Below are 22,842 nucleotides of genomic sequence, written 5' to 3' on the forward strand. Positions count from 1 at the left end.
GACATCATGCAGCCTTGATGTGGGTACGCCGAGCCAATTCCGTGGCAAGAAGTTGTCTATAGCCGCACATCTGTCCGTCATTGTCGTTGGACGTAAGTCAATGAATCTGGACCTGTTAGCGAGGTGCCCAGTCTCGGAAGTACGTCGCCCAGTCGTCCAGGGTGGCGGAGAAGTCGACGTAGACCGCGACCCCGAACGGCTGTGTCGGCGCCTGGTCGTCCAAGGCAAGGCGGATTCCGCGGAGCGACGCGGCAACTGTTTCAGCGTCGGTGTGGCCGGGGCCTTCGGAGTGGTAAGCCGGAATACCCATAAACACAGTCACTGTGTCCGGGACGGCCGCCAAAGCCAGTCTCGTCTGGACCCTGACGTAACCGCTGTACGTGGAGTCGAACGGCATTCCGCTGTCGTACGCCATGATCGCGACCTGGTCGACGCGTTCGGCGATGGCATGGCCAGCGCCTTGTCGTGGCAGAGTTGGTTGTCCGACATTAGCCCTGAGTATTCATGGCGATCTTGATTCGGGCGCCGTGTCGGAACAGGGAAAAGTGCTCCTGAGCTGGGAAGATGAGGTTGCTAATGCCTGTTCTTACCCATGAAGCTCTGGAGCACTTTCGACGTGGATGTTACTGGGTGGTCGCGGGATCTGGCGGTAGAAGTCGGTGGGCGTGGCGTGGTCAGTCATGCCGGGACCGCGGCGGTGCGGTTGCTGGCCGACCGCACCGGGTTGACGGAAGGCTTGTCGCGGGCGATGGCGCGGCGTGGGTTCATGCCGGTGCATGACCGTGGCCGGGTGTTCGCCGACACCGCGGTGTTGATCGCTGACGGCGGGCGGGTCCTGTCGGATCTGGCTGTCCTGCGCGATCAGGCCGAACTGTTCGGGCCGGTCGCCTCAGATCCGACGTTGTGGCGCACGTTGGACGCGGTCGGTCAGGTGCAGCGCAACAAGATCGCCCGTGTGCGTGCCCGGATCCGCGAGCATGTGTGGTCGTTGATCGAGCGACGGCACGGCCGGATTCCGCCGTCGCGGGTGGCCGACCGTGATCTGGGCACGACCGTGGTGGTCCGGTTGGATGGTTCGCTGGTGATCGCGCACTCGGACAAACAACTCGCCGCGGGAACCTACAAGGGCAGCTTCGGTCATCATCCGCTGCTGGCCATGTGTGACAACACCGGCGAATCGCTGGCCCTGTTGCTGCGCACAGGAAGCGCCGGATCCAACACGACAGCTGATCACCTCGAGGTCCTCGACGCCGCGATCGCCCAGATCCCGGCGAAACATCGAAGGAACCTTCTAGTCACCGTGGACGGCGCGGGCGCCTCCCACGGTCTCATCAAGTACATCACCGCGCTGAACGCCAAGCCAGGCAGGCAGGCGCACTACAGCGTCGGCTGGGAACTCGGTGCGCGGGAACGAGCCGCGATCGGCCGTGTCCCCGCGAAGGCATGGCAGGCAGTGCTCGATCACCACGGCGATCCTCGGCCGCTGGACAAAGCCGGCGTGGTGGAACTGACCGCGCTACTACGTCACCACCCCGACGGGGACCAACTGGAGAACTGGCCGGCCGATCTGCGGATCATCTGTCGTCGTGAGAAACCCCACCCCGGCGCACAGTTGTCCCTGTTCGAAGAAGCCGACGGCTGGCGCTACCAACTGGTGGCCACCAACACCCCGGGCAGCGGTTCGGGCGCCACCGTCCAGTTCCTGGAAGCCCGTCACCGCCCGCACGCCCGAGTCGAGGACCACGTCCGCTGCGGCAAGCAAACCGGCCTCGGTCACCTGCCCTCCACCAAGATCGAGATCAACCGGGCCTGGTGTCTGGCCGCCACCATCGCCATCGACCTGCTCGCCTGGCTGCGCCTGCTCTGCCTTGAGGGCACCCTCGCCAAAGCCGAACCCAAAACCCTGCGCTACCGGCTACTGCACACCGCCGCCCGCATCGTCCGCGGCCAACGCAAACGCAAGATCAAAATCCCGGAAACCTGGCCCTGGGCCGACCCTCTCGCCGCCTGCCTCCGGGCAGCGCTGGCCCTGCCACCACCAACTCGATGACCCCTGTCCCTGCCCCTCGACCTGAAAGGCCCGCCCCCCAACCCGGCGCCCAGCCAACACCGGCGGCCGGGCTCGAACCCTGACCATCACCACACAGCAACCAACTCAAGATCAACATCCGAACCGGCACAGGCGGACACGTCACCCACGTGAATGATCAAGGCTACAGATCATGAAAGGCCAGGGTTGATCTTGTCCTTGGGCGGCGTGTCCTCCCGGATCCTGATCGATTCATGATCTACGCAGGGATGGATGAGGTACGCGGATGGAGGTGGCCTTTCCGAGCGGGGCAGGGCCACACGCGAAGCTGTCCGGTTGCAGGCGGCCCAATGGTTCGCCCAGGACGTGCCGGCCGCCGAGATCGCCCGCAGACTGCGGGTATCCACCAACGCGGTCTATACCTGGCGGCGTCGATGGCGTGCCGAGGGTGAGGCAGGGCTGGCGTCGAAGGGACCGGGCGGATCGTCCTGCCGGCTGGACCAGCCACGACTGGACAGGCTGGCCCAGGCTGTGGAACAAGGCCCAGCCGTGCATGGGTTCGGCGAGGATCAGCGCTGGACCCTGGCTCGGGTCGCCGATCTGATCGCCCGGCTGTTTCACACCCGCTACACGCTGCACGGGGTGTCGTATCTGCTGCACCGCATGGGGTTCTCGCCACAAGTACCCGCCCACCGCGCGATCGAGCGCGACGAGCAGGCGATCGCCACCTGGCGGCGGGAGGTATGGCCGGCGGGAAAACGGTAGCGGCGCAGCAAGGTGCTTGGCTGTGTTTCGAGGACGAGGCCGGGCAAACGCTGCGCCCGCCGAAAGCCCGCACCTGGGGCCGCCGGGGCCAGACACCACAGATCCCGGTGTCGGGCAAGGGTTCGGGCCGGGTATCGGTCGCCGGGCTGGTATGCGTCCGGCCCGGACACCGGCCCCGGTTGATCTACCGTGTCCGGACCCACCGCGGCCGCAAGGGGGAACGGCGCAGCTTCGCCGAAACCGACTACGCCGCCCTGCTGGACGCCGCACACCAGCAGCTCGGCGCCCCGATCGTGTTGATCTGGGACAACCTCAACACGCACACCAGTCACGCGATGCGCAAACTGGTCGCGGCCCGCGACTGGCTACACGTGATCCAACTCCCGCCCTACGCCCCGGACCTCAACCCGACCGAGCACGTGTGGTCCCACGTCAAACGCAACCTCGGAAACCTCATCGTGCACGGCATCGACCAGCTCACCGCCATCGTGAAGAACCGACTCAAACGCATCCAGTACCGACCCGGGCTGATCGACGCGTTCTTCGCCCACACCAGACTGAACCTCGAACCACAACCGCCGTAATCCTGGCCTTTCAAGATCTGTAGCGGCAACTCGGTGCTCGTGGGAGTGGTCTCTCGCATCTTTTCGGCGATCGTTCGGAACTGTGACATACGTCTCGCCGTCTATATGGGCAGTTCGAGATGTATTTATGGGCACTGTTGCGGCCGATGCATTGCGTGGCGACTTCACTTGCCGCGATTCTGTGATCGCAATATTTGCCGGATCGCTTCACTTCTACTGAAGAGGAAATCTCAAATTATGTCTTCAGTAACTAAAAGAGTTGCACAGGCGCCGCCGCGGTCGTGTTTAGTGCCCTCGCCCTCGGGGCTTACGGGAACCGCGCAGGCCGCGACGACCAATACGACGTCGTTCAAGCTGTGCAACAATGGCTCTGACTACACCGTTTCGGCCTAGTTTCTTCGACCGTCGCAGATTTACGTCCTACGTACCCTCGCCTGGCCACTGCTGGACGAACGATGCCAACCGCGCTGAGAAGTTCTTGCGGTGATCTGAGTGGCGTCTAACTCGTACAACATAAGCATCCGCTGTAGACACTGCGAGCCGTGGCGTGGATCGTGGTGCGAACTGGAGACTAACGACGACGCTGGCGGCCGTGGTGCGAGTTGGCCAAAAACAAATGATCAGGTGGATGCGAGCGAAACGGCGGAGAAGAATTCATTCCTTAAACCGTGTTGCAGATTCGATTTCTGTGAGCGTTATTCATGAGGGTTACCAGCCGAGTCGATAGAACTCGAGCGATGTGATGATCCGGATGATGTTGGGGAGCTCGGAAAGGCGTCCTCGATAGCCGGTCGCAATCATCTTCCAGTTCTTGATATGCGCGATACATCGCTCGACGGCGGATCGAAGTGAGGAGATGAATTTATTGTTCACCTTGTCGCCAGCCGAGAGCTCGCCGCCCTTTGGCTTTTTGCGAGGCGTAATCGTGTGAGTGCCCTGATAGGCAGGGTCACCGATGACTGAGGTCTCGGCCAGAAGATCTTCCCAGTCACACTCGGCGAACGCTTTCCGGTCATGCATCGAGCCAGGCAGAGGGGCGGATATTCCCAGCAGGCCTCCCTCCGTATCGGCGGCGACCTGGATGTTCAGCCCCGCGCGGCGCCGCTTGCCGGAGAAGTTGTCTTCGTGACCAGCACGGTTGCCGGTCGGGACATCGGTTCCGTCGACCAGGACGAGCCGGCCGCGGATGGCCTCCTTGAGGTTTGGAATGTGCAGGCACAGGGCCTGCCCAATCAATGGGAGAATGCCTCGATAGATCCGCGATACGGTCGACTGACTGACGCCGAACAGATCGCCCACGGCCGCCTGGTTCAGATTCTGTCGGACGTACACCAAAGTGATCACGACAGCGCGATACAGTCCCACGGTCGGAGGCCACGCTTGGTTCTCATGGCATTGGATGATCTGCCAGATGCGCGCGACAAGCTCCTGGATCTGGTCAGCAGCAAGCCCTGTAGTAGACTGATAACGCAACGACCCCGCCTGTAAGTTGTCTTCTGTGAGAGGAAAACGATCTTACTTGCCTGGGGTCGTTGTCCTATTTTGAGGTGATCAAGTCGCCAGAATAACGCTCTGTCGGGGGCACGTGCAGCATCCACGCAAGCGCTGGTCACCTCTTATACCCATTGGCCCGTTCTGGTTGTTTACTGGTGCGTGTAGTCGATTGAGGTGGTTTTATGTCGTCTTCCCTTGAACAGTAGCTTCAGCAGGCCTTGGACGAATTTCGGCGGAGTCGTCGAGAAGCGATCGATGTGCACGCGGGATGGCCGAGATCGAGGTGACCGTCACTGCGCCGCGCAGGGGGTGTCGGTGACTGCTGGTCAACATGGTCTGGTGTGGGATGGGCAGTGCCCGTTGACGGCGTATCGCCGGTTGACGCCGTCGGAACTCGCGGCTGTCGTGCTGGACACGATGACCAAGGAGTTCGTATGAGCCGATTCCGGTCGAGCCTGCGACACACCCGCGTGCTGTTGTCGGATGCGGGCGCCGAGGCGGTTCCGGTGACAAAAGCCTCGGCTATGGAGCCGTTCTTGAGCAATACGGAACTGAAGCGAGCGAGTGCGCAGGTAGAGCCGCTCGACAAGTGATCCCTTGAGCATGACGTGAAGGTGGTGTGCCGTGCGGGTTTCCTGCGTTCCGGCGGCTGGAGGCGCCACCTGCGCGGTGAGTGGGATCAGTTGTTATGTCTGAACCGTCAGGTGACCAGAGCCATTTCGTTCCGGATGGGTGGCAGGGCCTACCGATCCTGATCGCGGGTGGGCCGTTGCCGCCTGGGCAGATCGAGCTGATGCGTGAGCAGGCTGTGGCGTATCGGGCTTACGCGCAGCGGGTTCTGAGCGCGGGCGAGGGTCTGCAGCGTCTGGTGGACGGGGTCGGGGACAGTGTCAGTCCCGAGGTGGCGGAGAAGTTCCGTGTGCATATGGCGGAGCTCAGTGATGGCCGGGGGCAGGCGCTCGCGGAGATCGCGAATTTGCAGGCGTGGAAGCTCGACGAGCAGGCCACCAATATCGACTCTGGCCGGTACGGGATTTATGTCCAGGTGGTCTGGACGGTGTCGGAGCTGGCGTATATCGCGGCGTCCATCTTTCTGTGGGCGACGTGGCCGTTTGTGTTCGCGCTCGGGCAGTTGATGGTGCGGCTGGTGCGGATGGGCATCAGCTACAAGACGGCGGCGATTATTGCGGCGAGGATCGCGTGGGAGGGCGTTAAGAGGGGCGCTGACAACGTCGCGGTTACCGCGATGACTCAGGGTTTCGATGACTTTGTGAAGGTGGCGTCCAAGGGGCTGGGTGATATTCCGACGTCTGGGTTCGCCGTGCCGAAACTGATCAAGCAGATTCCGCCGGACAATTGGTGGTATACCGGTCGCCGGTTCGTCGATGAGGCGGCGGAGGAAGCGGGCGAGGAGTTCGCGCAGGGTGGTATTGCCGACAACTTGGCCGATCCGGGCCGGGTGGATCTCAAGAACTGGGGGACCGGGGCGGGTATCGGCGCTGTCGGTGGTGGGGCTGGTTCTGCGGCGGGTAGTGCTGGCCGTAAAGCGGGTCTGAAAGGGAGTCACAACAAGAACCGGGTCAACGGGATGCAGTCCGGGTGGGCGGGTGAGATCGCGGCCGGTGGTGCGGGGATGGCTGTTGGGGGTTCGCCGTTGGATATTGGTTTTGGTGTTGTGAACAGTACGTTCACTGACCCGGTGATGCATGAGGTGGAGACGAAGGCCCGCGAGGCCATCCACGAGCGGCAGAAGCAGGCGGGTTTGCACGGCGGGGAGGTGGTGCCGCCGCCCACATTGGCCAATCCGGACAGTCTGGTTGGCATGGGCGGCTCGGGCCCTGCGGGGCTGGTGGGTCCGGCTGGTGGTCCGCCGAATACGAGTGGTGGCGGCAACAATCAGCCGCTGGGCGGTGGTGCGTCCGGTAGGGGCGGCAACGGCCCGGTGGGGCCGGATGGCCAACTGGTCACGCCGCCGCCGGCACCGGGCACGGGCACGGTGGCGCCGTCGCCCGGCGCCGTGCCGACGCATCAGCCGCCGCTGTCCGGTGGTGGACATGGCCTGGTGGGGCCGGATGGCAGGCCGATCACGCCCCCACCCTCGCCAGGTTCAGGCCCGCTGGCGCCGCCCGCTCCCGGTGGCGGTCCGGTCGCGCCATCGGTCGGGCCGTCAGGAGGCACGAACGGACCGTCCGGGCCGAGTGCGCCGTCGGGTGGTCCCAGTGGTGTGGTCGGTGGGCCGGTCAGCGGGCCGGCCACCCTGTCGAGTGGTGGACCCGGCGGCCCAGGTGGATCTAGTGGTGGCTCGGGTCCGGTTGGTCCTGCGGTGTCATCGGGTGGCCTGGGTGGGACGGTTGGCGCCGGTGAGCTGAGTGGTTCGTCGAGTGATCCCGGTGGGTCGCTGGGTGGGCCGAGTGTGGTCAACGGTGGTTCAGGTGGTGGGCCGGGTGTGGTCAGTGGTGGATCTGGCCCGGCGGTGAATGGTCCGGCGGTGAACGGCGGCCTGGATGGCGGCCCGGGTGGGCCGAGTGTCGTCAACGGTGGTCCTGGACCCGCGGTCAATGGCGGCCTGGATGGTACGTCGGGCGGGCCTGGTTTGTCGGGCAACGGTCCGGCTGTGAACGGTGGTCCAGGCGGTGCGCCGGGTGGGCCGAGTGCGATCAGTGGTGGGTCTGGCCCGACGGTGAATGGTCCGGCGGTTGGTGGCTCTGGTGGCCTGGCTGGTGTGAACAGCGGGCCAGACACTGGTCCTACGGTGACATCCGGCGGGCCGGGTGTGGTCGATGGCTCAGTCAGCGGTCAAACGGTGAACAATGGCCCTGGCGCCGCCGCAAATGGTGCGCCCAACACGTCATCGAACGGTCCGGCAGTGAGCAGTGGACCGGCGGCTCCTACCGGGGCGTCGGTCAATGCGCCGGCCACGACAGGCGGAACCGGCTCGAACGCCGACGCGGCCAATGGGCCTGCGGGCCTCGACGGACTGGATTCCGGCAACGGTACCGCGGTGTCCTCGGGTCCGCAGGCCGCAGTGAACGGCGGTCCGAACGCGACGATCAGCGGCCCGAGCACCAGCCCTCCGACGACATCGGCCGCGGGGCCGAACGCCGCCAGCGTCGCGCAACCGTCCGGCGGAGCGGCGACGCACGCGGGCAACAACGCTCCGGCGGTCGCGAGTGCTGGCCAGAACACGCCAGCCGATTTTGGTCCCACGGCGTCCCAGAACGGCCTGACGATGGGCCACGGCGGCCTCCCAGGTCTTGAGACGACGTTGGTGGGCGACAAGCTGCCCGCCACCGAAACGGATCTCGGCTGGGACGACGACGCCGCAACCCTTTACAGCGGCGACGAAGCGTCCGATGTGGACATCAAGGTCGGCGTGGACCAGGACGCTACGAATCAGCAGGATGACGACGACGCGGAAACGCGGACGCTGGTCGGGGATCCCGCGCCGAAGGGCCAAGACTCGAAAGCCGGGCTCACGAGCGCGCTCGGTGTGCTGGGGCAGTTGCTCGGCAACCGGCCGGGGAACAAGCTGTCGTCCGAGCAGACCTTCGACATCCCACCGGTTCAGGTGTACGCGGCCAAGGCGGAGTACGGCACAGAATCCGACCCGGATCAGAAAGACCTTACGCCGGCACAGCAGTACGTGCGGCAGATCCGGGAACGGTCCAGCACTGGAACACCCGGGCCCAGCACGGCCGAGTCCGATGTGGTCGAGTCCGATGTGGCCATTGGCGATCCGGTGCGGGAAGAGCTCATCCGCACTGCCGAGCGACTGTTCGGCAAGCGGCGTGAAGAGGATGTCGACGAGCTGTTGCGCCAGGCAGACGAGATCATGCTGCGGGCCGACTTCAAACCACCGCCGCACTTCCAGATCGATCTCGACCCGGAGCAGGCCGAGCAACTCGACGAGCGGAACAAGATCCGCCTGCAGGTGGCCTACCGGCTGTACCAGTTGCAGCAGGACCGGAATTCCATCCTGAGTCCCGCGCAGGAGCTGGCTGTCCGGTTGCGCTTGGAGTCCAGCCTGCCGCGGCCGGTGTTTCCCGCGGGAGCCGGACCACGTCGGCAAAAGCAGGTTGGCCCGGACGGCATGAGTTCGCTTTCCGTGTCCGGCCAGCGCAGCACTCGGTCGTCGCGGAGTGGCGACGACAGCATGAGTCTGCCTGTCGTTGTCGAGCCGAGCAGTGCGGGCGGCACCCCGGGGCCGGAGGGCAGCCACGCGGCTGTGACGCCGCTTTTCGGAACTGAGCCGGGAAGCGGGACTCCCACCTCGGCGCAGCCGAGCAGGGGGAGCACCCGGGAGCCGCGTTACGCGTTGCCTACTGGTCGTGCGGCTAGCACGCAGCCGCAGACGTCCTCTACTTCGGGACCTGTTATCGCCGCGCGGCAGGAACGGAACTGGACTCCCGTTCCCAGGGATCGCACGCCGCGTCAGGCGGACACAACGTGGCTGCATCAGCATTACGCCCTGCCTAGCGGGGCAGCGCCCGTCAACCAGCCGCTGCCGATCGCGCCTGTACCAGTGCAGGCCCCGGCGCCTCCGCCGATCCCGCCGCAGCCGGTTCAGGCTACGGCTCCGCCCCCACCTCTCCGTCCGGATCAGCGGATCACCGGCGAAGCCAGCGGTCAGTCGTATCGAGTCATCTACGGAAGCGATGCCAACAGGAGGTGGAACGCGCGCGGAATCTTTTGGGCAATGCCCCCGGGCACGGACGTCCAACTGCCGGAGGCGGCCCAGCGAGAACTGTTCGACATTCTCGCGTATCCCGACAACCGCGACGCCAAGATCGGCGCGGTCTGGGACTACGTCAACAAAACGTGGAATCGGAAGCTCAGCGGTCGGGCCATCAGGGGTCTCTATCTCCTCTACCATTCGGACCATGAAACTCAGCTGAGGCGACAACGGTGGACCCAGCCGCAGCCGCCGCCGCAGCCGCCGCAGCAGCCGCTGCCGCAGCAGCAGCCGCTGCCGCCGCAGCAGCCGCCGCCGCAGCAGCCGCTGCCGCCGCAGCAGCCGCCGCCGCAGCAGCGCTGCCGCCAGCAGCCGCCGCCGCAGCAGCCGCCGCCGCCGCCGCCGCAGCCGCCGCCGCAGCCGCCGCCGCAGCAGCCGCCGCCGCAGCAGCAGCCGCCGCAGCAGCAGCCGCCGCCGCATGACCCTCGAACGAATCCGCCGGAGCTGTGGGCGGGCCAGAGTTCGTCCGCCGTTTCAGAGGTACCAGCCGCGGCACATGCCGAGACGGAGCGTGCCCCGGTCCTGCTCGTGCTGCGCGACGTGGTGCCCGAGGTGGGCAGGGTCACAGTCGGGCCGATCCAAATCCAGCTTGGCGTGCACTTGGGCGGTACCCCGATCACTCTCCACATCGCAACAGACCACGTGCGTGTCCAGAGCGACGACGGACGGATCGATAAGACCGTGGTGTGGCGACTGAACCGCGAGGACCTCGAAACTTACGCCCGTCGTACCAACCGTGAGATCGTTTCCTCGGACTTTCCCGACAGGCGTGGAGTGATCCGCGTGCGTGGAGTGAACCGCGTGGCGTGGCGACTGAACCGCGAGGACCTCGAAACTTACGCCCGTCGTACCAACCGTGAGATCGTTTCCTCGGACTTTCCCGACAGGCGTGGCGAACCTGCCGCGACCGTGTCGGGCACGGACGCGATGGACGTCGACGTTCCCGAGGTTTCGCCTGCCCCGGGATCAAGCCGGGATCCAAGTGGTACGGGGACTGGACCGCGCCGCCAGGATCGGACCGCGCCGAACACCGCACGGTCCGGTGCTGGCTCGACTGGCAACACGCAGCAGGGCCGTGCCCCTCAGACCTCTGGTTGGACCGGGCCGCGCGCTCCCAGGAGGACTGACGCACTCACCGCGGAGATGCGCAGGACGGTGCCAAGCTCTGGTGCTGTCAACATCCGCGGGCAGCGAATCGTCGTCGGCGAACGTGTGGGTGGCAAGCGTGTCACGATCCGGATGACCACAGATCGCGTGGAGGTTCTGACCAGCGACGGCAACGTCGTCGCGACTGAGCAGTCATCGTTGTCGGCCAACGACCTGAAAGTGCTCGCGCGTAAGGGCAGAGCACGGGTGCTGCTGACGCAGCGCCAGCGTGCGTCCGTTGACCACGCTGGCATCGTTCCCAGCGATGCTCAGGTCAGTGAGGCCGACGACCATGCGCCTCCGGCCAAGCGTGCCGCCACCTCGACGAGCGCAGACCGGAAGCGAAAGTCAACGGGGACGCGGCAACCACGGGTGGAGGAGGACGCCGACAATGGTGACGGGTTCCTGGAGGCGTTCGTGAAAGCTGCTCCGCTGCGTAACCAATCCGGGAGGACAAGGCCGGTGAAGGTCGTGCGGGATAGGATCGCCGAACTGCTGGAAGCGGATCTGGATCCGGATCCGGGCGAGTCCCAGGAGGTGTGGCCGCACCTGTCGGCGGCGTTGCAGGTGGAGAAGCTGACACCGGAGCAAGTTGTCGAACTCATCCGCGACGGGCGGCCCATGAGCAGCAATCTGCTGGCCGCCGCGACCGCGCTGGCGTTCGATACTGCTTTGTGGATTTACCCGCGTTCCGCGGTACCGTACCGGTTCCGGGCGCGCCATCCTCGTCCGGTAAGGAGCACCCACCTCGTTCACCATGAGCTCGCGCCGGGCGTCGATCTCTGGGTCGCCGCGGAGCCTGATCTCCCGGCCTTGCTTCGTTCTCGCGACATACCTTTCGAGGAGACAGAACTCCCCGCTATTCAGGCTGAGGTGGAGCGCGTCGCCAACCGCCTGCCTGGGCATCCGGTCAGTCACGCGGCGATGGTCGTGTTCGGCAGGCGTTTTGTTGAAAAAATCTTCACTGATGCGCATCACCCTGTACCGACGACGCAGGAGATTCTCCGAGCGCTGCACGAGTTGAAGCCGGAGATGTTCACCCCAGGCCCGTTCACAGAGCAAGATCCCGGGTTGGCGGACAGGGTGGCACGCATTATCCACCGGAACCGTGAACGGCGCCTCGTGCGTGAGCAGGCCCGTCACGCGGAAGACGCGTTGGCGAAGCACCCGGATACCCGCGACTCGCTGATCCAGCAGGCTGACGTGATCCTGCTCCGAGAACTGCAGGCACCGCCAATCCGTCATCCGGAGAACTCGCCGGCGGAGGAAGAGCGGTTGTTGCTCCAGGAGCAGATGCGTTGGGTCATCGCCGGTGAGCTGGGCGTGAAGGGCGAACCGGCAGCCGTCAGCCTGGCTCGGCGGCTGGGTCATCGATTCGACTTGAGGCGAGCGTCGTCCTGGTCGGATTCCCAGGCCGGGGCGTCGGTCGCTGATCGTGGATCGATGGACATAGATCCGGGGCGAGGTGCCACGGCCAGGAGTGAGCCGGTCAGGAGCCAATCGGTCCGGAGTCAGTCAGTCAGAAGCGACTCCGCCTCGGTGGACATGGATAACACCCGCCCTCTGACACATGATCAGGAGAAGGCGCTTGAGCAAGCGGGTTTTGATCCGCGCGCCGTCGACCTGGAACCGGAAGGCGTGCGACAGGAATTCGCGGACGCGCTCGTGGTCGCTCTGCAACTCACAAACCGGCACGGAGAGCGGAGGACGGCGACGGAGATCCGGGAGCGGATCGCCGACGTACTGGGGCAGAACCAGGACGCTCGGCACTGGACTGACCTCGACAACTTCGGGCAACACAAGCACCTGACCCGTGAACAGATCATCAACCGCATCCTCAATCCAACACCCGGCAGCAGGACGGACAACATCCTGCTCAGGATCGGCGCCGCGACGGTGTTCAACACCACTATCTGGGTCTATCCGCTCTCCGGCGATCCAGTGCAGTTCGTGTCACCCGACTGGACTCCGCAGACGAGTGTCCACATTGTCGAGGTGGAGCTCGAGTCGGGCCGTGATCATTGGGTCCTCGCCTGGCAGGTGGACATGACGACATTGCTCCGTTCCCGTGGAATGGTCAAAGAAGGCACGGACGAGCGTACGTCCGCCACTGAGGAATACCGCGCGCTGACCGAAGTTCCGACGGGCAACGAATTCAGCCATATCGCGGCGATCCTCTTCGGCAGGCGCTATGTCGACCCGATCCTCGATTCACTGGGCGAACCGAGGGCGACCACCGGCGAGATCCTCTTCGGACTGGAGGCGCTGCGACCCGAGGCGTTCGCTCCTGGCCCTTACTTCCGCAACCAGCCACCCCCTGTCGTCGGCGTGCCGACGCAGTTGGCGGACCGCATCCGTGCCGCGCGCCTGAAGCGGCCAGCGCAGTCGTCCTCGTCGAGCAGCAGCAGCGGTTCCTCGCGCATGGACGTCGACTCGTCGAGGGGATCGGTCAGCTCCTCTGGCGCGCCGCGGGAAGATCGGGCCTCGTCCGTGCGGTCGTACGGTCGCGGTGCGTCCGTGCAGCCGGACGCGAACATCTCGCAGGAGCGAGCCGCTGATGGGGTTTCTCAGTCGCAGCCTGGTTCCAACAGGCACTTGGAGTCGTCGGTGTGGCCCAACCTGACGGACGCGCAGTGGGCGGCCATCGAGCGAGACCACCTTGTCGCACACAACGTCCAAGGCGATGGCGACTGTTTCATGAGCGCGCTGATCGTGTCAGCTGACTTGCCGTTCACTCAGCAGCAGGTTCGCGAGCGTCTCGCGGACACGCTGGAAGAGCATCTGAACATGTCGCATAGCCCGTTGATCGCCCATCTCAGCGCCACTTTGGAGGATCTCGTGCGCCAGCGCGCGATCACCGGCCCCTGGGACGCGGTCGATCAGCTTCGCGAGAACACCGTATGGAACAACGGGCGGATGACCTGGCAGAACACCGGAGACCTGGCTCCAGCCCTCGCCGCGGAGGCATTCCAGCTCAACCTCCGGATGTACTGGGCCACAGGCCGGACCATGGACTTCGCGCCAGCCTATGGTGCCATCAATCCTGGGGAGGCGGTCGGTCTCCTGCACACCAACCACGACCACCCAGGGGCGGAACACTGGGTGGCGACCAAGCCGGCACCCGCGCCCATCAGTGGGGGTGACCTGACCTCCAGCCGTGGTATCGCAGGCTCGGACCGCTCGTGGAGTGAGGATCCGGTGGTCTTCCTCAGGCGGTTGCTGGACCAAGCGGCTCTTCAGGAGCCAATAGACGTGGACCAGGCGGTTGCCACCGCGCGCTCGGAACGTGCGACGAGCATCGCTATCTCAGAGCGCCGGCTCCAGGACACAATGGACGAATTGATCAATCCCGATGCGTTCGGACCGGCCGAATCCGCTGGACAAACACCACGCTCGGTGGCCGACACCGGTCATGACCACGCTACCCAGACGTCATACGACATGACTCCGTCGCGGGGGCGCCACCTGCGGGCCTTCGACGAGCAGCGGGTGAGCGCACGCCAGCCCCTCGAAGAACACTTCAACGTCACGTTCCGCGACGACAACCCCGGGGACGGTACGCAGGATTCCGGCGATATCGCGTACATCGCCACCGAGTGGGAAGTCAAGTGGATTCTTCCGGTACTGCTTGGTGAGTTGACGGCGAAACAGCTGGCGTCCAGCTCGAATCGCTGGCTCAGAACGGTCGAGCGTGTGCTCGATGCGTATGAACGGGGCAACTCGCCGATCGCAACCCGGGACGGGAGAGTGATTCCGCGCGCTCAGTCGGGGACAGTCGACCCGGCGCACGTGCTGGGTCCCGACGCCGTGAAACAGGGACGTGCGCTGGAGATCAGCGACGATCAGCTGGTGGCAGTCCTCCGGAAGTGGTGGAGTGCCGAGGGGCGCGTCACCCGCAGCACGAAGAATTCGTTGACCGTGGACCTGCCCGACGGAGGCAAGTACACCACGCAGCCCATGAGAATCGTCAACAGTTACGTTGACGAGAACAAGGTCTTCGTCCGGCCGATCCCGGCATCCCCGGAGCTCCGGAAGCTGCTCGAGGACGATCTCGGTGTCAAATTTCCCGAGGACGCCAGCACGGACGAGCGGACGCCGGTCCCGCAGGTGATTCCCCTGCCGAGCCAGTCGCAGGAGCCGGCCACCGATGAGGACCGCCGTTCATCCCAATCAGTGTCTTCCAGGACGTGGGCCCGGGCGCAGTCCGCATTCGTCCCCGAACTCAACCGCGTTCTCGCTGGGCAACGTGAACTCGCGGCGTCGGTGGCGGAGATCAGCCAGGCGCGAAGCTCCTTTGGTCCACTGGCGACTCCGAGCGTGCTCGATGTGGCGGGCAGGATCCAGACGATGCGAGAGCAACAGAGGTGGCAGCAGCGAATCGAGGGTGCACGGGCTGTGGTGACTCCGCTGAACCGGAATCAAGCCGCGTATCTGCGGGCAGAAGCGCTACGCATCCTCTTGGCCGAGGGATATGTGCCACCGCCGCTGGCCAGTGCTTCACCGGAGCAACGGGCAGCGATGCAAGAGATTGACAACAACGTTCAAATGGTGGTCGGCGCCGAACTGGCGCGTACGAACAACGAGGCCGCGGCCAGCACCGTTGCCCAGGAGCTCATTGAGCGGTTCAACCTGAGATGACTCGCGCCCCGACGATTACAAGGAAGAGATTTCTGATGGTGGGTGAGGCCGAGAACGCCCGGAAGACCAACGAGAACTGGGCGCTGCTGGGTGGATCCGGTGTGGAAGGCGGAATCGCCGGACGACGGGCCGCCTGCCGAGGTGATGGTGGGTGGCTGGCTGCACGACAACGGGGAGCTGAGGCGGTTCACGCCCAATCCGGGCTACGAGCCCGCGACCGAGGGGGAGTGACGGATCCGACCGACGCGGTGATCCAGTTGGTGGCACAGCGCATTGGCCCAGTTGGTTGAGGACACAGCTGACAAACTCGACGCCATCCGGCGCAATGCCGAGACGACCGAGCAGAACGCGATCATCATCGCCACGAGCCTGAGTAGCTGAAGCGTGGCCGCACAGGAGGTTCCGGACGCGGTACAGGGCTTGCTCGCCGTGGTCGTGGGCAACAACTGGCCCGAATACAACGCCGCCGACCTGCAGGCGATGGCCTCACAATGGCGGGCCGCCGGTGAGCGGGTGGCCGGCGTCATCGCCCAGATCGAGACGGGTGCGGCGCACGTCGAGCGTGGCCTGACTGGACCGGCTTACGAGGCGTTCCGCGGGTTCATCGCGCCGCTCATTGTGAACGATCACGTAATTCCCCAGGGCTGGTGCTCATGTAATTCCCCAGGTCCTGGCCTATGTGGAGTTTAGGCGGCGTCCTCCTTCCGGGTGGTGTTGGTGCGGCCGGTGGGCCGTTTCTTGGGGCGGTAGCTGGGTCCGTTCATGAAGACCTGGTGGCTGGTGTTGATGAGCCGGTCGAGCAGGCTCTCGGCGACGACGGGGTTGGGGAACAGTGGATACCAGTCCTGTGGTGCCCGGTTGCTGGTCAGGATCAGCGAGCGGCCGGTGCGTTCGGTGATCAGTTCGTAGAGGTCGTCGGCCTGGGTGGCGGTGAGCTCACGCATGCCGAAGTCGTCGAGGATGAGGATGTCCGGGCGGGTGAGCTCGCGTAGTCGTTTGTCCCAGGTGCGGTCGGCGTGCCCGCCGGCGAGATCGGCGAGCAGACGACTGGTCTTGAGGAACCGGACATCGGCGCCGTGACGGACTGCGAGATGCCCGAGTCCTTGCGCGATATGGGTTTTGCCGACCCCGACGGGTCCATAGAGGACGACTGACTCGCCGGCGTGTAGCCAGCGCAGCGCGGCGAGGTCGCGGATCTGCGCGGCGGGCAGTTTGGGGCTGGCCGTGTAGTCGAACTCCTCGAGGGTGACCTGCTGCTCGAACCGGGCTCGGCGCAGCCGGCGGGTCATCGCCTGTTGTCCGAGGCGGGCGAGTTCGTCCTCGCAGAGCACCTGCAGGAACTCCAGATGACCGAGCTCACCGGCGCGGGCTTGGGCCAGACGGGTGTCGAGGGTGTCCAGCATCCCGGAGAGCTTCAGCGCCCGCAGCGTGTCGTCCAGTGCGTTCTTGATGATGGTCACGACGCCGCTCCCGTCCCGGCCGAGTCGCCGGGTTCAACGGCATGGACGTCGTCGCAGTGGTCAGCGGGTTTGTCGCCGGGTATGTCGTTGCTGGTGGCCACTGGGGCCAAGGGCGCCGTCTCGGTGGCGGACAGGGGGACGACGTTGGCGAACAACCCGTCCGGGCCGTGCAGGAACGCCGCGGCACCGCCGTCGCCGGTGGGTCGCTCGGCGCCGATGTTCTCGGTGCCGGCGGCCAGAATCCCTTTGATAGTCCGGTAACTCGGGTCACCGACCTCGATCGCGCGGCGACACGCCGCCTCCAGACGTTCGGGCCCGTACTTGGTGGCCAGGCCCAGCACGCCCTGTGCGGCCCGCAACCGGAACAACGCGTTCACCGCAAGCAGGTCGGTGATCACCGCGGTGCAGTGCTCACCGATCTCGCCCGCGCGTTGCCGGCACCAGACCGGGGTGCGCATCTGGAACGCGATCTTCTCCGGCGGATAATCCGCGGTGTCGGTCCGTTTCCCGCGCTCGAGCCATGGGTGGGTCTTGATCAGGGCGCCGTCGTGGAAGAACTGCACCACCGACCCCGCCTCCCGCGCATCCACTGTCGCGCCGAGGAACCGCCACGGAATCGAGTAGAGCGTGTGCCCCACCTTCGCGTGGATATCCGGGCCGACCTTGGCCGTCGACCAGGTGGCCAGCACGAACGGCGAAGTGGGCAACGCCGCCAGCGCGTCAGCCTCAGCCGCCTCGAACACCGACAACGGCGCCGCCCCACCCAACGGCCGACACGACCGGCGGCCGGCGACCTCCAGACACCATGTCACCGCGGCGGCCTGCATCTCCGGCAGCGAACCGAACTCCCGGCCGCGCCAGAACGAGTCGCGGATGTAGGGCATCGGACGTTCCACCCGGGGTTTGGACCGAGTCGTCGAATGCACCCGATGGAGCCGGTGAGCAACGAGTTGTGCGGGTGACGCATCCGTTCCATCCGTTGCGTGGGCAGGAGTTCGAGTTCGTGGCGCGCCGCAACAACTGGGGTGAGGATCGGGTCTGCTTCCATGATGAGCGCGGTGAGCTGAAGTCCCTGCCCACGGCTTGGACCGACGTGGTGGAGCCGGATCCGTTCGTGGTGATGGCGGCCGGCCGTTCGCCGTTCCGGATCCAGGACCTGCTCGCGTTGGCCGATGTGCTGGCGAGCCTGCGTCCCTGACCGTCTGAGCTTGATCCACGTGTCAACCAGATTGCGCCGCGAATGTCAGGGCAACTATGCCGACAATGGTCATCATTCGTTGCTCACGGAGGCACACGACCGAGTGAATAGCGGTTGTCCTGCTGGAGAAGTACAACATCGCATGGTTAGAGTCACCGCCCATCGCGTCAAAGTTAGATAGACAAGATCATGGTGGTGGAGCAGGCATGGGCAGGCGACGGGCAGACCCGAAAGCCGAGACGTTGCGTGAGTCGCGAACACTGAACCCGCATCCGGAGTCGGTGGCCGACGAGCGGTTCACCGACTCGGAGTTCTTCGACGCCCGCGACCTCGTGCAAGTCAAGTACGAGATGGTGCGCCGGGTCGAAGTCGACGGTGTCTCGGTGACGACCGCGGCGGCGGCGTTCGGGTTCTCCCGGCAGAGCTACTACCAGGCCGCGGCCGCGGTGGCCGAGAGCGGACCAGCCGGCCTGGTTCCCGCCAAACCGGGGCCCAAGGGTCCGCGCAAACTCACCGACGAGGTCGTCGACCATCTCGAGGAACTCCTGGCCGCCGACCCCACGCTGCGATCGTCGGCGCTAGCAGAGCTGATCCAGCAGCGGTTCGGCACGCGCGTGCACCCACGCTCGATCGAGCGGGCGCTGGCTCGCCGCCACACGGAATCCAAGGAGCGACCCAAAAGCAGCCCCTGACATCCCCACCCACGGCGCGGACACCGCCGCGCGATACGAAGAACTACGCGCGGCGGTGCTGTCCGGCCACGGCGAGGGATGGCGGCTGGGCTGGGGCGTGCTGACCGGCCGCGGCATGGCTGCCTGGACCACGGCGCAACAACAGATTCCCGTTGCCGCACAACAGGATCCAGAACCTCGCCCCGCCCCGACGACGGCCGCGCTGACCGGCCATGCCACCGAACTGGTGCGGGTGTTGGCCGGCATGGCACTGGCAGCGCTGCGGCCCGAACACGATCACCCCGCACGCGATCAAGGAGAAGACTGTGAACACCAGCGCCGCCAGCGCGGCGGGCAAGGTCACCCACGAGCACCTGCGGCGTGACGCCTACCTCTATGTCCGTCAATCCACGCTGAAACAGGTCCTGTCCAACACCGAGTCGACCGCGCGGCAGTACGCGCTGCGCGGCCGGGCGGTCGCACTCGGCTGGGCCGAGTCGCAGATCATCGTCATCGATACCGACCAGGGCCAGTCCGGCGCCTCAGCCGCGGACCGGGAAGGGTTCCAGCGACTGGTCGCCGATGTCGGCATGGGACACGCCGGGATCGTGCTCGGGTTGGAAGTTTCCCGGCTGGTCCGCAACAACACCGACTGGCACCGGTTACTGGAGATCTGCGCGCTGGCTGGCACCCTCATCCTGGACGAGGACGGCCTTTATGACCCGGCGAACTTCAACGACCGGCTCCTGCTCGGTCTCAAAGGGACAATGTCGGAGGCCTTATGTGGACGTCCACATAAAGCTTCCTATGCGAACCCGTCCGTTATGCCGACCTGGCGGGGGAAGTTGTTTGCTCCCAGCAAAATCTGGCTACCAAGTTCGTTATAGTCACAGACCGTTGAGGAACGCGAGGATGGTGTCGGGGGGTTGGTAGCGGCCTGGTGGTGCGTCGCGGGGTGCGGTTCGGGCCAACGCCCGCTCCTTGAGTGCAAGATCGGCATGGATGTAAACCTGCGTGGTGGCCGTGTTTTCGTGTCCCATCCACAACGCGATGACGGAGATGTCAACACCGGCGTGGAGCAGCCGCATCGCGGCGGAGTGCCGCAGGACGTGAGGTGAGATCTTCTTCTCACCCAAGGTGGGACAGGATCGCGCTGCAGTGGCTGCATGTATGGAAACCCGGCGCTGCAAGGCATCCCGGCTCATGGGGCCGCCGCGGCGGGTCGGAAACAACGGGTCGGCAGGCAAACCAGCGCGTTCGGCAAGCCAGGCACGAAGCACCATGACGGCGCCAGCGGTGAGTGGGGTAATCCGCTGTTTTCTGCCCTTGCCCAGACAACTGACGTGCGCGCCGGTGCCCAGGTGGAGATCACTGATCCTCAGGCGGGTGAGTTCGGTGGCGCGCAGCCCGGTCTGGCAGGCCAGCATGAGCAGGGCGTGGTCGCGGCGTCCGGTCCAGTTGCTCGGGTCCGGGGCGGCCAGCAGCGCGGTGATCTCGTCCTCGGTGAGGTAGGTGATCAGGGTGCGGTCGAACCGTTTGGGTGGGATTGCCAGGACCCGCTGGATGACCGCGGCCTGGTCGGGATGGTGCAGCGCTGCGTAGCGGAACAGCGAGTGGATGGCTGCCAGTCGGGCGTTGCGGGTGCGGACGCTGTTGCCGCGGTCGGTTTCCAGATGGGTCAGGAACGCGCCGATCAGCGGAGCGTCCAGATCGGTGATGTCCATAGTGGAGGGTTGTTTGCCGGTCTGTTTCTCGGTGAAGATCAGCAATAGCTTGGCGGTGTCGCGGTAGGCGGCGATCGTGTGGCCGCTGGCCTGGCGTTGCCGGGCCAGTCGGTCGGTGAAGAATGCTTGCAGGGTCGGGGCCAGAGTGCCGCTCATGCGCCACCTGCCAGGTGTTCGGCCAGGCGCTGCCCGGCCAGGGCCATCAGTTCCGGTGCGGCAGAGAGGTACCAAAATGTGTGTTTCGGGTCGGTGTGGCCCAGGTAGGTCGACAGCCTGGGCATCATGGCCGGGATGTCGGCGCCCTGGCGGTACCAGTCCAGCACGGTCGCGACCGCAAAACTGTGCCGGAGGTCGTGGATTCGTGGCCGGCAGGACGCTGAGCGGCGTGTGATCCCGCACCCCTCGGCCAGGCGGGCGAAGACAAGGCTGATGTTGCTGTGTAGCAACCGTGTCCCCCTGCTGGAGAGCAACAGTGCTGGGCTGGCCGGTCGTGGCAGCCGTTCCTGCCGACACTGTCGATAGCGGGTCAGGGCTCGCATCGCGCTGGGGTGCAAGGGAACCAGGCGGTGTTTGCCGAACTTGGTGTCACGCACCATCAGCAATTCGTGCTCGACGTCGAGATCCTCGTCATCAAGGGCGATCGCTTCACTGATCCGCAGGCCGCTGATCGCCAGCAGGCTGATCAGGCTTTGGTAGGTGGCGGCCCGAAGGCGCGGACGCAGCATGGCCGCGGCCTGGATGAGTGACCGGATCTCAGCCTCGGAATACAAGTACGGAGTAGCCCGGCAGGGCCCCACGGCGTGGATCACCCCGGCCGGCGGAACCTCCACACAGGGGTCAAGGCTGTGCAGGTAGGCGGCGAAGCCGCGCACCACGCTGACGCGGATCGCCAGCCAATGCAGGGATGTCCCAGCGGGTAGCGTCGCCCAGGCCAACGCGTTCTCGGTGGTGATGGTGTCGATGCCGTCGTGTTCGAGGTAGTCGACGAACTGACCCAGCAAGCGGCCGGCGTTGGCCAAGCGGAAACCCACAGCGCGACGCAAATCCAAGTAGTCCGCGAGCGCGCGGCGCAGCGGGGGACGTGACTGTGTCATGCCGCCTCACCTGGCCAAGGCCGGGCCAGTGCCCGTAGCGCCTCGGTATCAACCTTCGCGTAAATCGCGGTGGTCAGCGGGCGAACATGTCGTAGAGCTTGGCCGATGTCGCTCAGCGAGCCACCTCCACGCAGCATGGCGGTGGCCGCCGAGTGCCGCAGCCGATGAGCGTGCACCACGCCAATACCAGCCCGTCGGCCCGCGGAGGCCACCGCAGTCGTGACAGCGCCGGTGCTCAACGCCCGATACGGAGCCTGCGCACGAACGAACACCGTCCGGCCCTGGGCAGCGGCAGGGCGTCCGTTGCGCAGATAGGCGACGATCTTCTCCCCGACATCAGCCGGCAGCGGCATCCGATCACGCCGATTACCCTTGCCCCACACCGTGATCTCACCGAGTCGCCAGTCGATGTCGTCTAATCCCAACGCGGCGACTTCACCAGCGCGCAGCCCGAGCCGAAACAGCAACGTGAGGATCGCCAGATCCCGCCGCCCTGTCGAGGTCTGCTGATCACACGAGGCCAGCAACGCGACCACCTGGTCGGCTTCCAGCGCTTGAGGCAGACCTCTCAGCGTCCAGCCCGCTACCGAAGGCACGGCTGTGGCCAGCGGCTGGTCGATGACACCTTCCAGATACAGAAACGTAAGCAGGGACCGGAGAGCCGTCACGATCCGCTGAGCAGACCGAGGCCGCTTCCGACACTGCACCACCACGAACGCGGCCACCTCACCCGCGGTCAAGCGCTCCAGATCAACGTCATCTTCGGTCTTGTTCGCCCTCTCTAGCAGGAACGGTTGTACCAGGCGCACATTCAGCGCGACCGTCGTTTGGGCCAGTCCTCGCTCAGTGGTGAGGTAGTCGCGATAGCGGACCAGTAACTGCTCCACCGGGGTTGTCGCGGCCGCAGGGACCCACGCTGAAACCACCCCCAGATGCTGCAGGTAGCCCACCAGCGGCCGCAGCGCTCGTGCGGTGCGCTCGTTGACGTAGCCGGCCGCGCGGCGGTAAACGAAGTAGGTATCCACCGTCGCGGGGGTCAACTCCGACGTCTCCAGACCCTCCCGAGCCAGCCATCGGCTCAGGTGCGCCATCAACCGCACATGCGCCGCCGCGGTCAGCGGCGTGTAACCCAATCGCTCCAGCTCAGCCCGGTAACCATCAGCATAAGGAGCTAACGGTAGGCACACCCGAGCCCAACACGGAACTGTCGTCATGACCTTCTCCTCTCCATCAAGGTGTTGAGCGAAAAGGAGACGCTGATCAAGGACGCTGATTACGCCGAACTTGGTAGCCAGATTTTGCTGGGA

19 protein-coding genes are annotated in these 22,842 nt (G+C 65.4%); 11 read left to right on the forward strand and 8 right to left on the reverse strand.

Annotated features, from left to right (window positions below; genetic code table 11):
- Positions 1-115: 115 nt before the first annotated feature.
- A complete protein-coding gene (locus LWC34_RS09750) occupies positions 116-415 on the reverse strand; it encodes a hypothetical protein (protein ID WP_233724672.1) in 300 nt (99 codons plus the stop codon).
- A 177-nt stretch (positions 416-592) separates the two neighbouring features.
- Between LWC34_RS09750 and LWC34_RS09755 the strand changes: the two genes are divergently transcribed.
- From LWC34_RS09755 to LWC34_RS09765, 3 genes are all read left to right on the forward strand, one after another.
- Positions 593-2,050 carry an IS1380 family transposase gene (locus tag LWC34_RS09755; protein ID WP_233722402.1) on the forward strand — a complete coding sequence of 486 codons (1,458 nt, stop codon included), beginning with the start codon at positions 593-595 and terminating at the stop codon, positions 2,048-2,050.
- A 252-nt stretch (positions 2,051-2,302) separates the two neighbouring features.
- Positions 2,303-2,794 carry a winged helix-turn-helix domain-containing protein gene (locus tag LWC34_RS09760; RefSeq protein WP_233724673.1) on the forward strand — a complete coding sequence of 164 codons (492 nt, stop codon included), beginning with the start codon at positions 2,303-2,305 and terminating at the stop codon, positions 2,792-2,794.
- Positions 2,773-3,378: an IS630 family transposase gene (locus tag LWC34_RS09765; protein ID WP_233724349.1), complete on the forward strand. Its 606-nt coding sequence runs from the start codon at positions 2,773-2,775 to the stop codon at positions 3,376-3,378. Before LWC34_RS09760 ends, LWC34_RS09765 begins: the two co-directional genes overlap by 22 nt.
- A 708-nt stretch (positions 3,379-4,086) precedes the next feature.
- Here LWC34_RS09765 and LWC34_RS09770 read toward each other — a convergent pair.
- The gene (locus LWC34_RS09770) at positions 4,087-4,851 is read right to left on the reverse strand and encodes a transposase family protein (protein ID WP_233724674.1); all 765 of its coding nucleotides are present in this window, start codon (positions 4,849-4,851) and stop codon (positions 4,087-4,089) included.
- A gap of 336 nt (positions 4,852-5,187) precedes the next feature.
- Between LWC34_RS09770 and LWC34_RS56740 the strand changes: the two genes are divergently transcribed.
- The 5 genes from LWC34_RS56740 (at position 5,188) to LWC34_RS09785 (ending at position 16,078) form a co-directional block, all read left to right on the forward strand.
- Entirely contained in the window at positions 5,188-5,310 is a 123-nt protein-coding gene (locus tag LWC34_RS56740) for a hypothetical protein (protein WP_284051426.1), read from the forward strand.
- Positions 5,307-5,465, forward strand: coding sequence for a hypothetical protein (locus tag LWC34_RS09775; protein WP_233724675.1), 159 nt, complete (start codon positions 5,307-5,309; stop codon positions 5,463-5,465). Before LWC34_RS56740 ends, LWC34_RS09775 begins: the two co-directional genes overlap by 4 nt.
- A gap of 95 nt (positions 5,466-5,560) precedes the next feature.
- A complete protein-coding gene (locus LWC34_RS09780) occupies positions 5,561-15,388 on the forward strand; it encodes a hypothetical protein (protein ID WP_233724676.1) in 9,828 nt (3,275 codons plus the stop codon).
- A 99-nt stretch (positions 15,389-15,487) separates the two neighbouring features.
- Positions 15,488-15,619, forward strand: a complete 132-nt coding sequence (locus LWC34_RS56745; protein ID WP_284051427.1) for a hypothetical protein — start codon at positions 15,488-15,490, stop codon at positions 15,617-15,619.
- Between the two features lie 153 nt (positions 15,620-15,772).
- Complete coding sequence (locus tag LWC34_RS09785) at positions 15,773-16,078, forward strand: WXG100-like domain-containing protein (RefSeq protein WP_233724677.1); 306 nt, start codon at positions 15,773-15,775, stop codon at positions 16,076-16,078.
- Here LWC34_RS09785 and istB read toward each other — a convergent pair.
- Together istB and LWC34_RS09795 are read right to left on the reverse strand one after the other, a co-directional pair.
- A complete protein-coding gene (gene istB / locus LWC34_RS09790) occupies positions 16,075-16,848 on the reverse strand; it encodes an IS21-like element helper ATPase IstB (protein ID WP_233724678.1) in 774 nt (257 codons plus the stop codon). The two genes, LWC34_RS09785 and istB, sit on opposite strands and share 4 nt — an antisense overlap.
- Positions 16,845-17,732: a Mu transposase domain-containing protein gene (locus tag LWC34_RS09795; RefSeq protein ID WP_233724679.1), complete on the reverse strand. Its 888-nt coding sequence runs from the start codon at positions 17,730-17,732 to the stop codon at positions 16,845-16,847. The genes istB and LWC34_RS09795 overlap by 4 nt, the downstream gene beginning before the upstream one ends.
- Positions 17,733-17,806: 74 nt before the next feature.
- Between LWC34_RS09795 and LWC34_RS57965 the strand changes: the two genes are divergently transcribed.
- Positions 17,807-18,046 (forward strand): DUF5372 family protein, encoded by a 240-nt coding sequence (locus tag LWC34_RS57965; protein WP_233724680.1) that lies wholly within the window; start codon positions 17,807-17,809, stop codon positions 18,044-18,046.
- Between the two features lie 206 nt (positions 18,047-18,252).
- Positions 18,253-18,738 (forward strand): helix-turn-helix domain-containing protein, encoded by a 486-nt coding sequence (locus LWC34_RS09805; RefSeq protein ID WP_233724681.1) that lies wholly within the window; start codon positions 18,253-18,255, stop codon positions 18,736-18,738.
- Positions 18,739-18,781: 43 nt separating this feature from the next.
- Here LWC34_RS09805 and LWC34_RS09810 read toward each other — a convergent pair whose 3' ends face one another.
- Positions 18,782-19,081, reverse strand: a complete 300-nt coding sequence (locus LWC34_RS09810) for a hypothetical protein (protein ID WP_233724682.1) — start codon at positions 19,079-19,081, stop codon at positions 18,782-18,784.
- On the opposite strand from LWC34_RS09810, the gene LWC34_RS09815 reads away from it, so the two are divergent.
- Positions 19,044-19,604, forward strand: a complete 561-nt coding sequence (locus LWC34_RS09815) for a recombinase family protein (protein WP_233724683.1) — start codon at positions 19,044-19,046, stop codon at positions 19,602-19,604. The genes LWC34_RS09810 and LWC34_RS09815 overlap by 38 nt on opposite strands.
- Here LWC34_RS09815 and LWC34_RS09820 read toward each other — a convergent pair whose 3' ends face one another.
- Genes LWC34_RS09820 through LWC34_RS09830 form a run of 3 tightly spaced genes read right to left on the reverse strand, consistent with a single transcriptional unit; the run spans position 19,605 to position 22,749 of the window.
- Entirely contained in the window at positions 19,605-20,597 is a 993-nt protein-coding gene (locus LWC34_RS09820) for a tyrosine-type recombinase/integrase (RefSeq protein WP_233724684.1), read from the reverse strand.
- Positions 20,594-21,535, reverse strand: a complete 942-nt coding sequence (locus tag LWC34_RS09825; RefSeq protein WP_233724685.1) for a tyrosine-type recombinase/integrase — start codon at positions 21,533-21,535, stop codon at positions 20,594-20,596. Before LWC34_RS09825 ends, LWC34_RS09820 begins: the two co-directional genes overlap by 4 nt.
- The gene (locus LWC34_RS09830) at positions 21,532-22,749 is read right to left on the reverse strand and encodes a tyrosine-type recombinase/integrase (protein WP_233724686.1); all 1,218 of its coding nucleotides are present in this window, start codon (positions 22,747-22,749) and stop codon (positions 21,532-21,534) included. Before LWC34_RS09830 ends, LWC34_RS09825 begins: the two co-directional genes overlap by 4 nt.
- Positions 22,750-22,842 lie beyond the last annotated feature (93 nt).

This window comes from Kibdelosporangium philippinense, from assembly GCF_021390435.2.
Taxonomy (GTDB): Bacteria; Actinomycetota; Actinomycetes; order Mycobacteriales; family Pseudonocardiaceae; genus Kibdelosporangium; species Kibdelosporangium philippinense.

Bases quoted from the DNA above. Each gene is read 5' to 3' on its own strand.
- LWC34_RS09750 (WP_233724672.1), bottom strand. From the start codon at position 415: ATGGCGTACGACAGCGGAATGCCGTTCGACTCCACGTACAGCGGTTAC.
- LWC34_RS09755 (WP_233722402.1), top strand. From the start codon at position 593: ATGAAGCTCTGGAGCACTTTCGACGTGGATGTTACTGGGTGGTCGCGG.
- LWC34_RS09760 (WP_233724673.1), top strand. From the start codon at position 2,303: ATGAGGTACGCGGATGGAGGTGGCCTTTCCGAGCGGGGCAGGGCCACA.
- LWC34_RS09765 (WP_233724349.1), top strand. From the start codon at position 2,773: ATGGCCGGCGGGAAAACGGTAGCGGCGCAGCAAGGTGCTTGGCTGTGT.
- LWC34_RS09775 (WP_233724675.1), top strand. From the start codon at position 5,307: ATGAGCCGATTCCGGTCGAGCCTGCGACACACCCGCGTGCTGTTGTCG.
- LWC34_RS09780 (WP_233724676.1), top strand. From the start codon at position 5,561: ATGTCTGAACCGTCAGGTGACCAGAGCCATTTCGTTCCGGATGGGTGG.
- LWC34_RS09795 (WP_233724679.1), bottom strand. From the start codon at position 17,732: ATGCCCTACATCCGCGACTCGTTCTGGCGCGGCCGGGAGTTCGGTTCG.
- LWC34_RS09805 (WP_233724681.1), top strand. From the start codon at position 18,253: ATGGGCAGGCGACGGGCAGACCCGAAAGCCGAGACGTTGCGTGAGTCG.
- LWC34_RS09820 (WP_233724684.1), bottom strand. From the start codon at position 20,597: ATGAGCGGCACTCTGGCCCCGACCCTGCAAGCATTCTTCACCGACCGA.
- LWC34_RS09825 (WP_233724685.1), bottom strand. From the start codon at position 21,535: ATGACACAGTCACGTCCCCCGCTGCGCCGCGCGCTCGCGGACTACTTG.
- LWC34_RS09830 (WP_233724686.1), bottom strand. From the start codon at position 22,749: ATGACGACAGTTCCGTGTTGGGCTCGGGTGTGCCTACCGTTAGCTCCT.